Origin of the sequence: Gallaecimonas mangrovi (genome assembly GCF_003367375.1) — a bacterium.
In the GTDB taxonomy this organism is placed as follows: domain Bacteria; phylum Pseudomonadota; class Gammaproteobacteria; order Enterobacterales; family Gallaecimonadaceae; genus Gallaecimonas; species Gallaecimonas mangrovi.
On the sequence record NZ_CP031416.1, the window covers coordinates 2,492,028 to 2,511,209 of the forward strand.

Genomic DNA, 19,182 nt, shown 5'->3' on the forward strand with positions numbered 1-19,182 from the left:
CTTTTTTATTTCATGTTGGCAAAAATCGTTGCCACATGCTGGTGGGCATCGGGCAGCTCTTCCACTGTTATCGGTTTGGCAAACAAAAAGCCTTGGCCATTCTGGGCACCCAAAGCAATCACTTGCAGCAGTTCTTGTTCGGTTTCAATACCTTCAACCACCACCTTTAACCCCAGCTTGGCAGAGAGGCCAATCACCATTTCTAAAATAGCGTATTTGTCGGGGTGGGAATCAAGGCCTGACACCAGGCTACGGTCGACTTTTAATATGTCCAGGGGTAACTGGCGAAGGTAGGCAAGCGAAGAATAGCCAGTACCAAAATCATCCAGTGCTACCCGCATCCCCAGCTGCCGCAAGCGCGTTAATATATCAATGGCACTTTTCTGGTCGGCCATTACCGCAGACTCGGTCATTTCAAGCTTAAAGCGGGCCGGTTCAACGCCTTTTTCAGCCAGCATGGCAGCAATGCGGTCTGGCAGCCCTGGGTCGTGCAGCTGCAGTGGTGACAGGTTAACCCCCATGGTAAAGCCACTGGGGTGTAGCACTTTTAAGCGCTCGTCGGCGGCTAAGGCGACCGCCTGTTTCATCACCACTTCACTGATTTGGCGAATAAGGCCGGTTTCCTCGGCCACCGGAATAAAACGTGCTGGGCTGATAATGCCCTTCTTTGGGTGCTCAATCCTTGCCAGTGCTTCGTAGCCGCTGATAACGCCGTCTTCGAAGTTAACGATGGGCTGCAAGCGAATTTTCACCCAGTCATGGCGCAGCGCCATGCGCAGCATTTGCTCGGTATCCAACCGGTCAAGGCTCGACTCACGCATGCTGTCCTCAAATAAGCGAAAATCACTGCCTTGGTTACTGCGCATATCTCTTAACGCCAATTGCGCGGCATAAAGTGCATCCTCGGCGTTCATCGCCTGAATGTCGACTAAATCACAGGCACCAACATGGCAGGTCAGCCATAGCCGCTGCTCGCCAATAGAGAAGGGTTCGTCAAAAAGGGAAATAAGCTCACGGCTAAAATCGGCCAACTGGCGTTGGTCGGAAAACGGCAATACGAAGCCGTATAAGCCGACACTCACCAAGCCCAGCAAGCTGTGATGGTCGACCTTGGTCATTAGGCGTTCAACCACGGTCTCAATCATTGACTGGATCTCATGCCGGGACAGGTTTTCTACTACCAAACCGCGGTTGGCAATATTCAGCAACACCACCGACATGGGTTCACCACGGCGCAGCTTTTCGTCGACAATAAGTTCAAAGTACTGGCTGTTTACCAGCCCGGTATCTTTATCGTGAAAACGGGCTTTGGTGATATCGGAAACGGTGCCAGACATCCACGTGGGTTGCCCTGTTTTTGGGTGGCGGTCACAGACACCGCGGCACAAGATCCAGCGATAGCCGCCAGCGCCATCGGCAAGACGGTACTCCGCCTGAAAGCGCTCAGACACGCCGCTTAAATGCAGGTGCAGCGCCTTTTTAAACTTGCCCACATCGGCAGAATGAATTTGTGACAGCCAATAATCCAGGTCAAAGGTATGGTCAACGGGGCCACGGGCTTCGGCGCCCATCCACTGCGTAGACACATTGACCACATCGGCTACAGGGTCCCATTCCCAAATGCCAACACCGGCACCTTTAACGATTAAATCCAGGCGTTTAGTGCGTTCTAATACCCGCTCTTCCAGCTCATGGCGATTCTGCTCAAGGGATTTGAGGTTTTCCTCAACCGACTCCAGTAAGAAGTTGGTTAATACCGATAGTTTTTGTAAATCCACATCGCTGCTTTGGGTCTGCACTCGAAAGGTGAAATCCTTATCAACAGCTCTGCACAGTTGATCAGCAATATGGTTAATACCTTCTCGCAACAGCTGCTGATTCATGAAGGATCCTGATCAAAATACAATTGGAATTCACAATGGCTATCGCCCTTGTGAGCGCACCGCTTATGTATCAAGCGGCCAGACTCGCCATACTCCTTGAGCAAGCGATAAAAAAGGGCTTCGTAAAGCGCACATAAGGCGTTGGGGGAGCGATAAATAACCCGCAGCCCACCGTCATGCTCGTGCATTTCAAACTTACTGCCAACCCCTTTACGCGTGCTCGCATCGGCGATACTTGCGGCAAAGGTGCTGTGAATGCGCGGCTGGCGATAAAGAAAATCACGGGTTGAGCTGGAAAGCTGATAAAAAAGCGGGAATTGCTGCTTTGATGCTTCGATAAAGCGGTCAGCATAAAGGGCACAAAGGGCCTTTTCATCGAGGCCAAAATACTCACCGGTCGCACCAATTAAGGCAAGGCATTCTTTGTCATCGTAATTACTGTCGATGCGAAAATCTGGCATCGTTTCAAGCCCAGCCTGCTGAGCTACAGCCTCGACGGCATCATCGCCGCCTAGTTCACGAACAGTATTCACCAGCACGTAGTGGATGTAGCCAAGCATCGATTCCCCTTAAATCGGCGAGAACATCATCCCTGAGCTTAATCCATCAAAGCGCCCTTACCTTGATATCGGCAATTAACGCCCAATGTTTACTTGTCTTAGGTTAACGAGGATCACTATGCCCTAAAAAATAAGGGGTTTCAGCAGACTTAGCCAGTCAGCGCCCTTGGTTGCTTCAGTTGTTAGCGCTTAGCCTGAATTCAAGCATGGCAAACGTGGCGCATTGGGGCCACGTTCCTTTAGAGCAACACCAAATCGTCCCGGTGTACGGCAACAGGCCCTCTGTCATAGCCCAGGGCCATGGTAATAGCATCAGAATGCAGCCCCAGGATCTGCGCCATTTCCTCGGCGCTATAACGGCACAGCCCTACCGCCAGCGGCGCGCCGTCAGGGCCCAGTAACCGCACCGCATCACCCCGCTGGAAATGGCCGTCGAGGCGATGCACGCCTTTAGGTAGCAAGCTGGCCCCTTGTTGCAAAACCGCCTTCACGGCGCCTTGGTCAAGGTGTAATTGCCCCACTGCTGGCGGCCCTGCCAAGATCCACTGCTTGCGGTTTTCCAGCGGGTCATCAATGGGTGTAAAACGGGTGCCAATACGCTCGCCTTGGACTAAACGGCGGATAACATCCGGCCCCTGGCCACTGGCGATAACCACGGTAATACCGGCCCGGCGCGCCACATCGGCCGCCTGCAACTTGGTTGCCATGCCGCCGGTACCAAGACCGGAGACACTGCCAACCCGCCAGCTTATGCAAGGTGGCGTCGATGGTTTGCACCTCTGCAATTAGCTCGGCGTGTGGATTAGATCTTGGGTCGGCAGTAAAAAGCCCCGGCTGGTCGGTGAGTAATAGCAGCAGTTCCGCCTTGGCCAAAATAGCCACCCGCGCCGAGAGGTTGTCGTTATCACCAACCTTTATTTCGTTGGTAGCAACAGCGTCGTTTTCATTAATAAGCGGAATAACACCATGGCTTAGCAAGGTACCTAAGGTATCGCGGGCATTTAAAAACCGCTCGCGGTCTTCCAAGTCGGCCCTGGTTAGCAGCATTTGCCCGACATTTAGGCCATAAAGACCAAACAGGTGCTGCCATAACTGCACCAATTGCCCTTGGCCAATGGCGGCCAGCATTTGTTTGTGGGGAAGGTCGAGGGGTAAATGCGGGAAGCCTAGCAGTTCACGGCCGGCAGCAACGGCGCCCGAGGTAACCACTATCACTCTGTGGCCATTTTTTTGCAGCAGCGCACATTGGCGAACCAGCTCTACCATATGCGCCCGGTCCAGCGTTTGGGCGCCCCCGGTCAGTACGCTGGTTCCAAGTTTGACAACGACGATCATCAGCTTGCTTCCGAAACAATCCTGTCTCGTTATAACTGCAAGTTAGGGCCTTGCCAATGCCTCAATGTAGTGTTTTCTACAGACAGAGACATAACGGTCGTTGCCACCTATTTCAACTTGGGCGCCTTCTTTGATGGGCTGACCGTCGGCGCCAACCCGCAGTACGTGGTTTGCTTTGCGGCCACAATGACACACCGTTTTTAGCTCCACCAGTTTGTCGGCCCATGCCAACAGGTACTGCGAACCTGCAAATAGTTCGGCCCGAAAATCGGTGCGAAGCCCAAAAGCCAGCACCGGAATCGCCAGTTCATCAACGATGCGGCACAGCTGGCCTACCTGCTCTTTGCTTAAGAACTGCGCTTCATCGAGCAGCAAACAATGAAAGCGCTGGGTATGAGACATGCCCAGCACCTCGGCAAAAAGGTCGGTGGTGGCTGAAAACAGCTGCGCTTCTCGCTCCAGGCCAATGCGCGAACTAATAACGCCGGTACCTGCGCGGTCGTCAACGGCGGCGGTATACAGCAGCGCATTCATGCCCCGCTCTTCGTAGTTATAAGCTGACTGCAAAAGTGAGGTCGATTTACCGGCATTCATTGCCGAATAATAAAAATAAAGCTGGGCCATCAATGCATCCTTTTTTGGCGCCAGTTTACCCTAAGCCCCCAGTAGCGTCACCGTTGGCGCCGCCTTGTCACATCACAAAAAAACGCGCCTCCAGGGCGCGTTTTTCAAATATAAAAGCTTAGAGTTTGGCCGTAAGCTCCGGCACTATCTCAAAAAGGTCGCCCACCAAGCCGTAGTCAGCCAGCTGAAAAATAGGCGCATCCGGGTCTTTATTAATGGCCACAATCACCTTGGAATCTTTCATGCCAGCTAGGTGCTGAATAGCGCCGCTTATGCCCACCGCAATGTATAAGTCTGGGGCAACAATTTTACCGGTTTGGCCGACCTGTAAATCGTTAGGTACAAAGCCGGCATCCACGGCCGCCCTTGAAGCGCCAATGGCCGCACCCAGTTTGTCAGCCAGGGCGTCCAGTAAGGCAAAATTCTCGCCGCTTTGCAGGCCGCGCCCTCCTGATACCACCACCCGCGCAGAGGTCAGTTCAGGCCTTTCGCTTTGGGTCAGCTGTGCACTCACAAAGCGGCAGCCAGCAAAGTGCTCGGCAAAGTCGACGCTGTTAATGGCAACCGGGCTACCCTGCTCCAGGGCAGCAAAGGCCGAAGGGCGCACCGTTACCACTTTAATGGCGTCAAGGGCTTGCACTGTGGCAATGGCATTACCGGCATAAATAGGCCGGGTAAAGGTATCGGCGCTTTGCACGGCAATAATATCGGACACTTGCGCTACATCCAGCTTGGCCGCAACCCGTGGCATTACCCCTTTCCCCAGGCTTGAGCTGGCAGCCACAAAATGGCTATAACCTTCGGCTAGGCTCAAAATCAGTTGGCTGATATTTTCGGCAAGCGGCGTGGCCAAGGCCGGATTATCGCAATACAACACGCTGTTAATACCGCCAAGCAGAGCCGCCTGTTCAGCCACACTGTGGCATTGGCAGCCGGCGACAAGCACATCGACCTTGCCCCCCATGGCTAGCGCGGCACTCACCACATGGGCGGTTTCGGCCTTAAGTTGCTGATGGTCATGTTCTGCGAGCACAAGGATGTTCATGAGATCACCTTTGCCTGGTTTTTGAGCTTGTCAATAAGGCTGTCAACACCGTCCAGTACCTCACCGCCTTGACGGCTTGGCGGCGGCGTTACCGCCAGCACCCGGGTTCTAGCGCTAAGCTCCACGCCCAGTTCAGTACCAGTAATCACATCCAAAGGTTTTCGTTTGGCCTTCATGATATTGGGTAAAGAGGCATAGCGCGGCTCGTTAAGACGAAGGTCGGTAGTGACCAGGGCCGGCAACGTTAGCGCCAGGGTTTCAAGCCCACCGTCCACTTCCCGGGTAACCAAAAGTTCCTGGCCATTTAACGCAACCTTGGAAGCAAAAATGGCTTGTGGCCAATCGTTAATGGCCGCCAGCATTTGCCCGGTTTGGTTGTTGTCTGAATCAATGGCCTGCTTCCCCATTAACACCAAGTCAGGCTGTTCTTGCTGGCAGACCTTGGCCAGTAATTTGGCCACCAGCAACGAGTCTAAGCCGTCTTCCGTTTTGACTAAAATGGCTCTGTCTGCGCCTAGCGCCAAGGCTGTGCGCAGCTGTTCCTGGCAAGCATCAGCCCCCACCGACACCGCCACCACTTCCTCAGCTTTGCCCTGCTCTTTTAAACGTACCGCTTCTTCGACGGCTATCTCGCAAAAAGGATTGATGGCCATTTTGGTATTGGCCAAGTCAACGCCGCTATTGTCGCCTTTGACGCGAACCTTGACGTTGTAATCAATGACGCGTTTCACCGCGACCAAAATCTTCATGGCATAGCCCTCTTCTGCGTCTTGCCATAGTGGCACTGGACCCGTGCCACCTTTACCGCCAAAATACTTACTGTTAACGTAAACGTCAACTTTAAGATTTTAGGCTAGGCGGCATCAAAAAGCCGCCTGGTAGTGAGGAGTGGTTATGGAACGCGAAACCATGGAGTTCGATGTGGTTGTTGTTGGCGCCGGGCCAGCCGGGCTCAGCGCCGCCTGCCGGTTAAAACAGTTAAATTCAGCATTATCGGTATGCGTGGTAGAGAAAGGCTCAGAGGTGGGAGCCCATATCCTAAGTGGCGCCCTTTTTGACCCCAAAGCGCTAAAAGAGCTTTTTGCCGACTTCATGGAACGCCGGGCGCCGCTAGACACCGCCGTCACCCAAGATAAGCTTTATATCCTTAAAGAAAACGGCCAACAGACCATACCCCACTGGGCGGTGCCCCCTTCGCTACACAACAACGGTAGCTTCATTATTAGCCTGGGTAATTTCTGCCGCTGGCTCGCAGAACAAGCCGAAGCGCTGGGGGTGGAGATTTACCCGGGGTTTCCCGGCAGCGAACTGTTGTTTGATGACAACGGCAGTGTCTGTGGCGTCATTACCGGCGATATGGGCCGCAACAACGATGGCAGTCCGGGTACCCAGTTTCAGCCGGGGCTGGCATTAAAAGCCCGTTATACCTTATTAGCGGAGGGATGCCGCGGTCATTTGGGCAAAGCCGTCATTGACCGCTTTGACTTAGATAAAGATAAAACGCCCCAGCATTATGCCATTGGCTTTAAAGAACTGTGGCGTATTCCGCCACGTCAGCATCAGCCGGGCTTAGTGATCCATGGCAGTGGTTGGCCCTTGGATAAAACGGCCGCAGGCGGCAGCTTTTTATATCATCTAGAAAAAGACCTGGTTTCAGTAGGGTTAATTATCGACTTAAACTACCGTGACCCTTACCTTTCTCCTTTTGATGAATTTCAGCGTCTGAAGCAGCACCCGCTTTATGCGCAGTATCTGAAAGACGGTGAACGCTTAAGTTATGGTGCCAGGGCGATTGCCAAAGGTGGCTTACAAGCGCTGCCGCAAATGGTATTTCCGGGTGGTTTTTTGATTGGCTGTGATGCTGGCACACTCAATGGCGCGCGTATTAAAGGCAGCCATACCGCCATGAAATCAGGCCTATTAGCGGCAGAGGCCATTGCCGATGCTGTGGCAACGAATACCCCAGTAACAGCCGAACATTTCCAGCTGCGCCTAAAAGATTCATGGCTTTATAAAGAACTTTATCAGGCCCGCAATTTTAACGCTGCCCTTCATAAATGGGGGCCTATTGCCGGCGGAGCCATTAATTGGTTGGAACAGACCCTTTTTAAAGGTAAAGCCCCTTGGACAATAACAGACCCATTGGCAGATCATTTGCATTTAGAAACAATTGACAGCCATCAACCACGGCATTATCCGAAAGCGGACGGAAAACTCACTTTTGACAGGTTAAGTTCAGTTTTTATTTCAAATACCAACCATGCGGAAAATCAACCCTGCCATTTAAAGCTAAAAGATCCTGAACTGGCAGTAGGATACAATTTGAAACGTTTTGCTGAACCGGCACAACGTTACTGCCCAGCAGGTGTTTATGAGATTGTTGAAGAAGGCGGACATCCTCGTTTACAAATCAATGCACAAAACTGCATTCATTGTAAAACCTGCGATATAAAAGACCCGACACTTAATATTCAATGGTGCCCACCAGAAGGCGGTGGCGGTCCAAACTACCCAAACATGTAAAAAAAAGCGGTAATTACCGCTTTTTTTTCTTTTAGGGCTTGCAAGAACCCCGATCCTTTTTTAAAAATATACTATCTTTTATTTTACGCTAAAAACCCTAAGGGAACGCACATGTCAGATTTTCTGCAAATTCTGGGCAACCAACGTCGTCTGAACGCCGCTACTAAAGAACTCACTTTGGCCGAGCTCGAAGAAATCAAAGGCAAATTGGATGCCATTATCGAACAACGTGCAGAAGAAGAAGCTGAGCGCGAGAAAGAAGAAGCTGAGCGCACCGCTAAAATTGATGAGCTGCGTAAAGCCATGGCTGAAGCCGGTATTTCTGCTGAAGATATTATCGGTGGTAGCAGCACTGGTACTTCCCGCCGTGGCGGTAAAGGCGCTAAACGCCCAGCTAAATATCGTTTGGAAAAAGACGGTGAAGAGTACCTGTGGACCGGTATCGGCCGTATGCCTAAAGTATTCAAGGAAATCGTTGATAACGGCGGTAACCTGGACAACTACTTGATTAAATAAGTAATTATGTCTTTAGAAAGGGCCTTAACGGCCCTTTTTTTATTTTGTAATAATCGCTTTTATTTTTGTCTTTAACGACGAAGCGCAAAACCGGCTAAGTAACTGCCCCACGCTGTACCCCCCGCTATTTGCTTGCAACAATGCAAAAGGTTGTTTTTTAACCACCACCCCGACCGTTAAAGAATTTTTAACAGCTACACAATTCGTTTAGATGAATTCAGAATTCTTTCATTTATAATTCGGTTTTAACGATATAACTAAAAATAATGAATCGTGCTCCAAGGTCAGCGAAAGCCCCGTTGCCATTTGCCGCCCATAAAAAAAGGCCTCATGGGAGGCCTTTTTTTAAAACTTGCTGTGAGCAGGACAACAGCTGTCGTCATCCGTATCTAAAGCATGATGCCCTTCTTCCTTTTTCGCGGCTAAATAACGGGCATTATGATCATTTCGGTAAACGCGGGTACCGACTCTGTCGTCTACGTGAATACCATTACCGGTCAGTTGCTCAATTTTTCGCGGGTTATTCGTTAACAAACGAATATGGTCAACCCCTAATGATTTTAGCATCTCAGCCGCTACAGCAAAATCTCGCTGGTCATCTTCAAAGCCCAAGGCACGATTGGCCTCATAGGTATTCATACCTTGGTCCTGAAGTGCATAGGCGTCCAACTTATTGATTAAGCCTATACCCCGCCCTTCTTGGCGAAGATAAAGAATCAAACCGCCCTCGGCACTAATGCGCACAATGGCTTCTTCTAACTGCGGGCCACAATCACAGCGCGCCGACATAAAAACATCACCGGTAACGCATTCAGAGTGCATTCTGACCAATGGTTTTTCACGGTGCCAATCACCGAGGGCTAACGCAAAATGTTCTTTGCCATCAGCCAAATTGTCGAAAGTAATAAAGGTCGCCAGATAACGGCCTCCAAGGACAGGTATCTCAACCTGACGTCTTACCTTGACTGCTTTATCGCCAGTATCAGCTATCATCGCTTCACCTTTACTCCTGCCCGGCGCTCTAATACCGCCGACGCGTTGTATTGCTTGCTTCTTTAAAGCCTAGGCCCTGTTCCCTAAAGGAGCACGGACTTAAAATTGGCCGGCCTCACGCCGTTTGGGGGTGCAATGATAGATCAGTCCGCAAAATTAATAACCCCAGAAAAAGGAATCAGTTTGTTCGTTTTGCTGCACAACCGATCACAACCTTGGATGTGCCGGATGCAACGCCGCGCAGACTTGGCTAGAATATGGCGCCTTTTTGGCGGCACTTTTATTGAGGTTAAGCATGAGTAATCAGACCGTCGGCTTTGTGAGCCTGGGTTGCCCAAAAAACCTGGTGGATTCCGAGCGGATCCTGACCCAACTGCGGGTTGAGGGTTATAACATCGTACCCAGCTACAACGACGCCGATCTGGTGATCGTCAACACCTGTGGTTTTATCGACAGCGCCGTACAAGAATCGCTGGATGCCATTGGTGAAGCCTTAAATGAAAACGGCAAGGTCATTGTTACCGGCTGTCTGGGCGCCAAAGAAGATGACATTCGCCAGATCCACCCGCACGTGCTTGGTATTACCGGCCCCCATGCTTATGAAGCCGTGCTCGACACCGTGCACCAGCATCTACCCCAGCGCCAAAGCCATAACCCTTTTACCGACTTGGTGCCGCCACAAGGGGTAAAGCTTACCCCACGCCATTACGCCTATTTAAAAATCTCTGAAGGCTGCAATCATCGCTGTAGCTTTTGCATTATTCCCAGCATGCGCGGCGACTTGGTATCCCGGCCAGTGGGACAAGTGCTTAGCGAAGCTGAGCGCTTGGCCAACGCTGGCGTTAAAGAGCTGCTTGTTATCAGCCAAGACACCTCGGCTTATGGCGTTGATATCAAGCACCGTACCGATTTTTGGAATGGTCGGCCGGTAAAATCTGACATGTACCAGCTCACTGAAGCTCTTGGCGAGTTAGGTATCTGGACGCGCCTGCACTACGTATACCCTTACCCGCACGTGGATAACGTTATTCCGCTGATGGCCGAAGGCAAGGTGTTGCCGTACCTGGACATGCCATTGCAGCATGCCAGCCCCGATATTTTGAAAAAAATGAAGCGCCCCGGCCAGGTGGAGCGCACCTTGGAGCGCATTCAGCGCTGGCGCAAAGACGTACCCGATTTAACGCTGCGTTCCACCTTTATTGTCGGCTTCCCGGGTGAAACCGAAGACGACTTTAAAATGCTGCTCGACTTTATCGAAGAAGCCGAGCTCGACCGCGTGGGCTGCTTTAAATACAGCCCGGTTGAAGGCGCCGCTGCCAACGCCTTGGCAAACCCCGTTGATGAGGCGGTAAAAGAAGAGCGCTTTGCCCGCTTTATGGAAGCCCAGCAGCGCATCAGTAGCGCCAAATTACAGCGCAAAATTGGCACCATTCAGGAGGTGCTGATTGACGAAGTAGACGAGGAAGGCGCCATTGGCCGCACCAAAGGCGACGCCCCTGAAATTGACGGCGTGGTGTATTTAAATGGCGAGGCCAACGTCAAACCCGGCGATATCGTTAAGGTGAATATTGAAAACGCCGACGAATACGACCTTTGGGGCAGCAAGCTGTGAACGCCAAAAAGCCGGGCCAAGCCCGGCTTTTTTACAACTTATTGATTTAAACAGGCATGTTCCTTGCTACAGCCTGGTTAGAGTGTCAAAAATCCGGCACAGGATTAAACACCGATAACCATTGCTGTAAATAAGGGAAATATCATGCGTGAAGTTAAATTTCGGTGGGTAGATAAATACCTTGTCCACCTCAAACTACAAGAAAAACTCAACCTCCTGTTCGGCCTGCCCATGATAATGATGGTGATCCTCGCCACCATCGGTATCCACAGTGATTTCAATGCCTTTAATAACGAGCAGCGCCACCAAGCCTTAAGTGAAGTACAAACCCTCGCCCGCTCCCTGTCAGTACTCAACCAACCACAAGCCATTGCCGTGGTGCAAGCCGCTGGCGACGACCTTAGCTTTTACAATCAAAACGGCCAACCGTTTGCCGGGTTCTCCGGCCAGCTTTCGGGGGATTTAACCCGCCTTAATCAACATGCCTTAATTGAAAACGAGCAAGTGCTTGCTGCCGCCACCGTACCCAACAAAGGCTGGCAACTGGCGCTGCAGCGCCCCCTTACCCACGCCGGTTTCTGGCATACCAGTAAAGATTATTTAATTTTGCTTATCATCGCCTTGGTGGTGCTTGGCATTATCACCTACTACACCTCCACTTTTATTAGCGGCGCGCTTTATAGCCAGGTGCAGGCCTTAACCCGGGTTGCCGACGGCGATTTAACCTATCGCCTGAATTTTCACCCGGTACGGGACGAATTTTCGATTCTCGCCATCGCTATCGACAAACTGGCCGAACGCCAGCACCGCTTGGTTAAACTGGTTAAAGACAGCTCAGACTCACTGGCAGGCAGCGCCGACATGTTTGGCACCGAAGCGATAAACACCGAACGCTTAGCCAAGGCCCAGCGCCAAAGCCTTGATTCGCTAGCCACCGCCATGGAAGAGATGAGCGCCACCGTCAAAGAAGTGGCCCATCACGCCGAAGATGCCTCGGGTGAAACCCAAAACGCCTCTAACGAATCGCAAAAAGGTGCCAAGAACGTTCGTAACACCATTGATGCCATCGAGACACTCTCTAAAGAAATTTTTGGCGCTTCAGATGCAGTAACCAAGGTCAACAGCAATGCCAGCCAAATTGATGCCGTGGTCACCACCATCAATGGCATTTCCGAGCAAACCAACCTGCTGGCACTTAATGCGGCCATTGAAGCAGCCAGAGCCGGCCAGCAAGGGCGCGGCTTTGCCGTGGTGGCAGACGAGGTGCGAACCCTGGCAGGCCGCACCCAGCAAGCCACGGTAGAAATTCAAAAAATGATTGAAGTGCTGCAAAAAGGCACCGGTGATGCCATTCGCATTATGGACAGAACCGTGCAGCAGGCCGAACACAGCGGCGTGCTGGTTACCCAGGCCGGAGACGACCTAACCACTATTAACCGCCACTCCGAGCAAGTGTTCTCGATGATGGCGCAAATTGCCGCCAGCGCCGAAGAACAAAGCGCGGTGGCCGAAGACATTGCCCAAAATATCTCGGCGGTGCGCCAGCAATCGCTGGAAGTGGAAAAGGCCGCTAAGGAAAATGCCGAAGGCACCCGCCAGCTAACGAAGCTATCCGATTCGTTAAGCGATATTCTCAAAGGCCTCACCATCTAACGCCTTTTCCCTTACAGCACAGTAAAGCCGGGCCCTGCCCGGCTTTTTATTTGCTACAATCTCGGCCCCTGATATTTGCCACAAGGCAGCCCTATGCCCCGCAATGCCCTGGTTTTGGCCGAAGGCCGTGAAAAGTCCGTTAAGCGCCGCCATCCTTGGATCTTCGCCGGTGCCGTGCACCACATTAAAGGCAAGCCCAAAGCCGGTGACACCGTGGAAATATACAGCCACGACGGCGTTTGGCTGGCACGGGCTGCCTATTCCCCGGCCTCACAAATTCGCGCCAGGGTCTGGACCTTTGATGAAAAAGAAAAGGTTGATGCCGCGTTTTTTGCCCGCCGTATCACCGCTGCCGACGAGCGCCGCCAAGGCATGGTAGAACGTGAAGGTATTAGCGGTTACCGGGTGGTCGCGGCCGAGTCTGACGGTCTGCCCGGCATTACCATCGACCGTTACGACAACGTACTGGTCTGCCAGTTATTGTCTATCGGTGCCGACCAATGGCGCCAAGCCATTGTTGATGCCTTAACCGCGCGCTTTCCCGGCTGCGTTATTCACGAACGGTCCGACGTGGAAGTGCGGCGCAAGGAAGAACTGCAACCCTTGGTGCAAACCCTCGCGGGAACCTTGCCGGAAAAAGTGGCCATTACCGAGAACGGCATTAAGCTGTGGGTGGATCTCATTCAAGGCCATAAAACCGGCTATTACCTGGACCAGCGCGACAACCGCGCCGCGGTATTGCCTTATGTGGCCGGTAAGGAAGTGCTTAATTGCTTTTCTTACACCGGCGGCTTTGGCACCTACGCCTTAAAAGGTGGCGCCAAACACGTTACCCAGGTTGATGTGTCGGAGTCGGCCCTGGCACTGGCCGCCGACAACCTTACCCTCAATGACCTTGAGGCCAGCCAGTGCGACTTCGTTAAAGAAGACGTTTTTGCCCTGTTGCGCCGCTACGCCGAAGAAGGCCGCCAATTCGACGTTATCGTGCTAGACCCGCCGAAATTTGTCGATTCCAAAGCCAACCTCAAATCGGCCTGTCGCGGTTATAAAGACATTAACCTGCATGCCATGAAGCTGCTGCGCCCCGGCGGCATCTTGCTGACCTTTTCATGCTCCGGATTAATGGAGCAAAGCCTCTTTCAAAAACTGGTGGCCGACGCCGCGTTAGATGCCGGCCGCGACGCGCAAATTCTGCGCTTTTTAAGCCAAGCCGCCGACCACCCGGTGAATATTCACTACCCCGAAGGGCTGTATTTAAAAGGTCTGGTGCTGCAAATGGACTAATAAAAAGCCCCGCTTAAGCGGGGCTTTTTATTACCAACAGAAATTGATTTAGCGCAAAAAAGCATCAGCAAAAAGCTTGAAAACACTTTGCCCGGCTCCATATAAGTTATCGAGACCCATTGAGTATGGAGGTAAGTATGTCATTGGTAACTTGGGACCCGTTCAAAGAGATGGACAGCCTTTTTAACCGCTACTTCCAGCGCCAAAACCGGGAGCAAAGTGGCTGGTTGCCGGCCGTTGATATCGACGAAGACGACAACGCTTTTCACTTGGCTTTTGAAGTGCCTGGTATCGCCAAAGAAAACATTGAAGTGGCGGTGCACCAAGGGGTGCTAACCGTGAGCGGTGAACGCTCTCGCGAAGAAAAAGGTCAGAACCATCGCAGCGAGCGCAGTTACGGTAAATTTAGCCGCAGCTTCACCCTGCCCGATAACATTGATGCTGGCAGCATTGAAGCGCGTTTTGATAGCGGCATGTTGATTTTAGCGCTGCCAAAATCAAAACAAATTCAAGAACCTAAACGCATCGAAGTGCACTAATATCCGCTGCACAAAAAAGCTCCGCATCGCGGGGCTTTTTTTATGCTGTGGCCTCGGCCGGTAAGCGGCCGTCGTCGGCTTTGGCATTCGCATCAGCGCCGTGGGCCAATAGCAAGGCAATTAAAGGCTCATCAGCTTGGTGGTAAGCACCGTGCAGGGCGGTAAAGCCGCCGGTTTGCTTGGCGTTTACATCCGCCCCCGCCGCCAGCAAAGCACCGGAGCAGCTAAGCCGAAGGGGCGCGCTAACCCCGGCCACACTCGAATGCAGCGGCCGCACCGCGGTGTCGTTATCGGCAGCAAGGTTAACGTCAGCGCCTTTTTCAATCAGCAACGCCAGGGCTTCAACGGCTCCGAAAAAGGCGGCCAGATGCAGCGGGCTAAAGCCGTCGCGGGCCAACAGCGACACCAGGGCGGCATTTTCATCAAGCACCCGGTTAATGGCCTCGACATCATTAAGCGCGGCGGCTTCCCATATGTCCAAATCCACCCGGGTGGCCAGTTCCTGGGCCAGGATAAAATGCCCCAGATAGCAGGCATAAAGCACCGGGCTAACGCCGTCTAACCGGCAGGCGATCAGCCCCGGGCGTTCTTTTAGCAGTTCAACCACTTTGAGTTCATTGCCCTGCCCTATGGCATTAAAAAAGGTGGCTTTGTCCACGTTCGTTCCTTTTAGCAGGCTTTTCACAACCTTAGCTGCAAATAACCAAGGCGCACCTTAACTGTTGCCGTTTTATTTAGCCGCCCTTGGCCTTTTCTTCTAAGAAATTCCAAATACGCTTATCAGAAATGGGGTAAGGCGTGCCCAATTGCTGGGCAAAATAACTGACCCTAAGCTCTTCTACCATCCAGCGTGCTTCATTGAGCCAAGCCGGTTGCGGTTGGCCCTTGGCAATGCGCGTTCGGTATTGCGCCAGTTTTTCCAGCACATTTTCTACCTTGCCTTGATGCACCCGGTCCCGGTTTGGGTCGATGGGCAGCTTTTCAAGGCGTCGCTCAATGGCGTCAAGATAGCGGGTTAAATCTTTCAGCCTGCTCGCACCGGTGGCGGCCACAAAGCCTTTAAACACCAGGCCGTCTAATTGGCTTTGAATGTCGGCCTGGGCCCGCACCATCGATAAATCCGTTTTGCCCTTAAGGCGTTTACGAATGGCGTTATGGCGCACCAAAATTTGCTCAACCAGTTTGGCTATCTCGACCACGCTGTCGTTAAGCTCGCTTCGCACCTTGTCTTTCAGGGCGGTAAAAGCACTGGCATCGCGGCAATCTTGCCCGGCGATAAGGCTGTCAACGGCGGCGCTGATGCAGTCGTCAATCAGGTCGCTGATTTTACCAAAGGGGTTAAAGTAGAGCCCCAGTTTGGCCTTGTTGGGCAAGGTGTCTTGCAAGTGCTTAATCGGCGACGGCACATTTAATAGCAGTAACCGCCTAAGCCCCTGCTGCTGCGCGGATTGCTGGGCGAAGGGGCTGTCAAAAAGCTTGACTGCCACGCTGTCTTTTTCATCAACCAGCGCCGGATAGGCTTTAACTTCAAGGCCTTGACGTTTTTCCACAAACACGGCCGGCAGTTCGCCAAAGCTCCACTCGGTCAGTTGCGCCTTTTCAATGCCTGGCGTGGCCACCTGTGACAAGGTGGCTTTTACCTCGCCCTTTAGCTTGGCTTTAAGGGCTAACAGGTCGCGCCCGGCCGCCAACTGTTTGCCGTTTTCGTCGATAACGGCAAAACGCATTTTCAGGTGCTCGGCAATGGCCGACTGTTCCCAAAGCTCAACCTCGGTGCGCACACCGGTCATTTGCCGCAGGGTGTCGGCCAGCTTTTCAATCAGGCGCCCGTCCAGTAGTGGCATGCGGCCAAGGGCCGCTTGGGCATAGTTAGGTGCGGGCACAAAGTTACGCCTAACCGGCTTGGGTAGCCCTTTAATCAAGGCAATAACCAACTCTTCACGCAGGCCCGGCACTTGCCAGTCAAAGCCGTCGGGCTCCACCTGGTTGAGCGCCGCCAGTGGAATTTGTACCGTTACCCCGTCGTCGTCCTGGCCGGGTTCAAACCGGTATTTCAAAGCCAGCCGTAAATTGCCCTGGGCCCAGCTATTGGGAAAGGCGTTTTCGGTAACGTGGTCGGTATCTTGGGCCAGTAAGTCTTGTTCGGTGAAAAACAGCGCCTGCTGCGCTTTTTCATCGGTGCGCCGCCACCAATGGTCAAGACTGCGGCCGTCAAAGACGTTTTGCGGAAGCCTAGCGTCGTATAAATCAAAAAGGGTGTCGTCTTCGATAAGAATGTCGCGGCGGCGCGATTTATCTTCCAGCCCTTCGAGGTTTTTGATGATCTGCTGGTTGTGTTTAAAAAAGGGTAACCGGCAGCGAAACTCCCCTTCTACCAGGGCGCTACGAATAAAAATGGCCCGCGCTTCTACCGGGTCAATGCGGCCATAGTCGATACGCCGCCGCGGGATCAATACCAAGCCATAAAGGCTGACCTGCTCATAGGCCACGACATTGGCGCGGTTTTTCTCCCAGTGAGGCTCAAAGTAGTTGCGGTTAACTCTATCGCCCGCCAGTTCTTCGGCCCACTCCGGCTCGACTCTGGCCAGGGTTCGGGCGAAAAGCCGCGACGTTTCAGTCAGTTCTGCCGCCATTAGCCATTTGGGCTTTTTATCGATGGTCGAGCCTGGAAACGGCAGAAAACGGCTTTGCCGCGCCCCTAGGTATTCGCGGTCTTTATCTTTAAAACCCAGATTGGACAAATGCCCCGCCAGCAGCGACTGGTGAATGGCTTCATAGCTGGCCGGTTCGCTGTTTTCTTTAAAACCCAGCTCGTCACAGAACTCTTTTAACTGCTCAGCCAAATCCTGCCATTCGCGCATGCGCACGTAGTTTAAAAATTCTTTCTGGCAAAGCCGGCGCCACTGGTTGTTAGACAGCGCTTGTTGCTGGGCGTCCATGTAGGCCCAGAGGTTCACAAAGGCAAAAAAGTCAGACTCGGGGTGGGCAAAGCGGCGGTGCTGCTCGTCGGCTTTTTGTTTGGCATCCAGCGGCCTTTCGCGCGGGTCTTGAATGGCAAGGGCGGCGGCGATGATCAGTAACTCTTTTAAGGCGCCGCGTTTGGCACCTTCCACCAGGCAGCGGGCCAAGCGAGTGTCTACCGGCAATTTAGCCAACTGGCGGCCAATGTCGGTGAGTTGGCGGCCATCAATGGCGCCAAGCTCGTCCAGCAAGTTAAGGCCGTCTTTTACAAAGCGGCTATCGGGCGCTTCCACAAAGGGGAAAGCTTCGATATCGCCCAGCCCCAACGACAGCATTTGCAAAATAACGGCGCCAAGATTGGTGCGCAGAATTTCCGGCTCGGTAAATTCGGGGCGGCCGGTGAAGTCTTCCTCGCTGTAAAGCCGTACACAAATGCCCGGTTCGGTACGGCCGCAGCGGCCCTTGCGCTGGTTGGCGCTGGCCTGGCTGATGGCTTCAATGGGCAGCCGCTGCACCTTGGTGCGGTAGCTGTAACGGCTGATGCGGGCAGTGCCCGGATCGATAACATATTTAATGCCCGGCACCGTTAATGAGGTTTCGGCAACGTTGGTGGCCAACACTATGCGCCGCCCGCCATGGGGAGCAAAAATGCGGTTTTGCTCGGCAGCCGAAAGCCGTGAGAACAGCGGCAATACTTCGGTGTGGCGGAGTTTGCGTTTTTCCAACCCATCGGCGGTGTCGCGAATTTCCCGCTCACCGTTCATGAATATCAGAATGTCGCCATGGGGTCCTTCCCGGTAAAGCTCATCGACCGCATCAAAAATGGCTTGTAGCTGGTCTTTTTCTTTTTCGTCTTCGGTAATGGGCCGATAACGCACTTCTACCGGGTAAGTACGGCCCGACACTTCCAGCATCGGAGCATCATTAAAGTGGCGAGAGAAGCGCTCTGGGTCGATGGTGGCCGAGGTGATAATCACCTTAAGATCCGGACGCTTGGGCAAAATGGTGCGGATATACCCCAGCAGGAAATCGATATTGAGGCTGCGCTCGTGAGCTTCATCAATAATAAGGGTGTCGTAGCGGCGCAGCAGCTTATCTTTTTGAATTTCCGCCAGCAAAATACCGTCGGTCATCAATTTGATGCAGGTTTGTGCCCGGGTGTGGTCGGTAAAACGCACCTGGTAGCCCACCAAGCCGCCCAACTCACTTTGTAGCTCTTCTGCCAGCCTTGCCGCCACCGAGCGTGCCGCCAGCCGCCTAGGCTGGGTGTGGCCAATAAGGCCGTCAATACCGCGGCCAAGCTCCAGGCAAATTTTGGGCAGCTGGGTGGTTTTGCCAGAGCCGGTTTCCCCGGCAATGATCACCACTTGGTTTTCACTGATGGCTTTTTTAATGTCGTCGCGCGCCGCCACCACCGGCAACTGCGCCGGGTAATCCAAATGCAGCTGGCGATTTTTACGGGCGAGCAGGCGTTCGCGGGCTTTATCCACTTCCTTTTGCAGCATCGCCAAGGTAGCGGCTTGCTTGCTGGGATCTTTTATCTTCAAAGCGCCATCAATACGGCGGCGCAGCCGCACGCGGTCCAGGCTAGGAACATCGTCTAAGGAAATATGTGGAGTAGAGTCAGACATCAACTTCGCTTGGGCTAGAAAGG

The 19,182-nt window shown here is 52.8% G+C and carries 14 protein-coding genes and 1 pseudogene; 6 read left to right on the plus strand and 9 right to left on the minus strand.

The window, feature by feature from the left end; translation table 11 throughout:
• Positions 1–5: 5 nt before the first annotated feature.
• From DW350_RS11975 to DW350_RS12000, 6 genes and pseudogenes are all read right to left on the minus strand, one after another.
• Positions 6–1,883: an EAL domain-containing protein gene (locus DW350_RS11975; RefSeq protein WP_115719090.1), complete on the minus strand. Its 1,878-nt coding sequence runs from the start codon at positions 1,881–1,883 to the stop codon at positions 6–8.
• Positions 1,880–2,443, minus strand: a complete 564-nt coding sequence (locus DW350_RS11980) for a heme NO-binding domain-containing protein (RefSeq protein ID WP_115719091.1) — start codon at positions 2,441–2,443, stop codon at positions 1,880–1,882. Before DW350_RS11980 ends, DW350_RS11975 begins: the two co-directional genes overlap by 4 nt.
• A 239-nt stretch (positions 2,444–2,682) precedes the next feature.
• Positions 2,683–3,778, minus strand: a pseudogene (proB, locus tag DW350_RS11985) (glutamate 5-kinase).
• Between the two features lie 42 nt (positions 3,779–3,820).
• Positions 3,821–4,402: a thymidine kinase gene (locus DW350_RS11990; RefSeq protein WP_115719092.1), complete on the minus strand. Its 582-nt coding sequence runs from the start codon at positions 4,400–4,402 to the stop codon at positions 3,821–3,823.
• A gap of 118 nt (positions 4,403–4,520) precedes the next feature.
• Positions 4,521–5,447, minus strand: a complete 927-nt coding sequence (locus tag DW350_RS11995) for an electron transfer flavoprotein subunit alpha/FixB family protein (RefSeq protein WP_115719093.1) — start codon at positions 5,445–5,447, stop codon at positions 4,521–4,523.
• Entirely contained in the window at positions 5,444–6,196 is a 753-nt protein-coding gene (locus DW350_RS12000; protein WP_115720635.1) for an electron transfer flavoprotein subunit beta/FixA family protein, read from the minus strand. Before DW350_RS12000 ends, DW350_RS11995 begins: the two co-directional genes overlap by 4 nt.
• A 145-nt stretch (positions 6,197–6,341) precedes the next feature.
• Between DW350_RS12000 and DW350_RS12005 the strand changes: the two genes are divergently transcribed.
• Together DW350_RS12005 and DW350_RS12010 are read left to right on the plus strand one after the other, a co-directional pair.
• On the plus strand, positions 6,342–7,970 hold the full coding sequence (locus tag DW350_RS12005; protein WP_115719094.1) for an electron transfer flavoprotein-ubiquinone oxidoreductase: 1,629 nt from the start codon (positions 6,342–6,344) through the stop codon (positions 7,968–7,970).
• Positions 7,971–8,081: 111 nt separating this feature from the next.
• The gene (locus DW350_RS12010) at positions 8,082–8,486 is read left to right on the plus strand and encodes an H-NS histone family protein (RefSeq protein WP_115719095.1); all 405 of its coding nucleotides are present in this window, start codon (positions 8,082–8,084) and stop codon (positions 8,484–8,486) included.
• Between the two features lie 345 nt (positions 8,487–8,831).
• Here the strand turns inward: DW350_RS12010 and ribA are convergent, their stop codons facing one another.
• Entirely contained in the window at positions 8,832–9,479 is a 648-nt protein-coding gene (gene ribA, locus DW350_RS12015) for a GTP cyclohydrolase II (RefSeq protein WP_115719096.1), read from the minus strand.
• Positions 9,480–9,774: 295 nt separating this feature from the next.
• Between ribA and rimO the strand changes: the two genes are divergently transcribed.
• The 4 genes from rimO (at position 9,775) to DW350_RS12035 (ending at position 14,567) form a co-directional block, all read left to right on the plus strand.
• On the plus strand, positions 9,775–11,091 hold the full coding sequence (rimO, locus tag DW350_RS12020) for a 30S ribosomal protein S12 methylthiotransferase RimO (RefSeq protein WP_115719097.1): 1,317 nt from the start codon (positions 9,775–9,777) through the stop codon (positions 11,089–11,091).
• 144 nt (positions 11,092–11,235) lie between these two features.
• Complete coding sequence (locus tag DW350_RS12025) at positions 11,236–12,744, plus strand: methyl-accepting chemotaxis protein (protein ID WP_115719098.1); 1,509 nt, start codon at positions 11,236–11,238, stop codon at positions 12,742–12,744.
• A 93-nt stretch (positions 12,745–12,837) separates the two neighbouring features.
• Positions 12,838–14,028: a class I SAM-dependent rRNA methyltransferase gene (locus tag DW350_RS12030; RefSeq protein ID WP_115719099.1), complete on the plus strand. Its 1,191-nt coding sequence runs from the start codon at positions 12,838–12,840 to the stop codon at positions 14,026–14,028.
• Positions 14,029–14,165: 137 nt separating this feature from the next.
• Positions 14,166–14,567: an Hsp20/alpha crystallin family protein gene (locus DW350_RS12035; protein WP_115719100.1), complete on the plus strand. Its 402-nt coding sequence runs from the start codon at positions 14,166–14,168 to the stop codon at positions 14,565–14,567.
• A 40-nt stretch (positions 14,568–14,607) separates the two neighbouring features.
• Here DW350_RS12035 and DW350_RS12040 read toward each other — a convergent pair whose 3' ends face one another.
• A complete protein-coding gene (locus DW350_RS12040) occupies positions 14,608–15,225 on the minus strand; it encodes an ankyrin repeat domain-containing protein (protein ID WP_192954668.1) in 618 nt (205 codons plus the stop codon).
• Between the two features lie 76 nt (positions 15,226–15,301).
• The gene (hrpA, locus tag DW350_RS12045; RefSeq protein WP_115719102.1) at positions 15,302–19,159 is read right to left on the minus strand and encodes an ATP-dependent RNA helicase HrpA; all 3,858 of its coding nucleotides are present in this window, start codon (positions 19,157–19,159) and stop codon (positions 15,302–15,304) included.
• Positions 19,160–19,182: the final 23 nt, after the last annotated feature.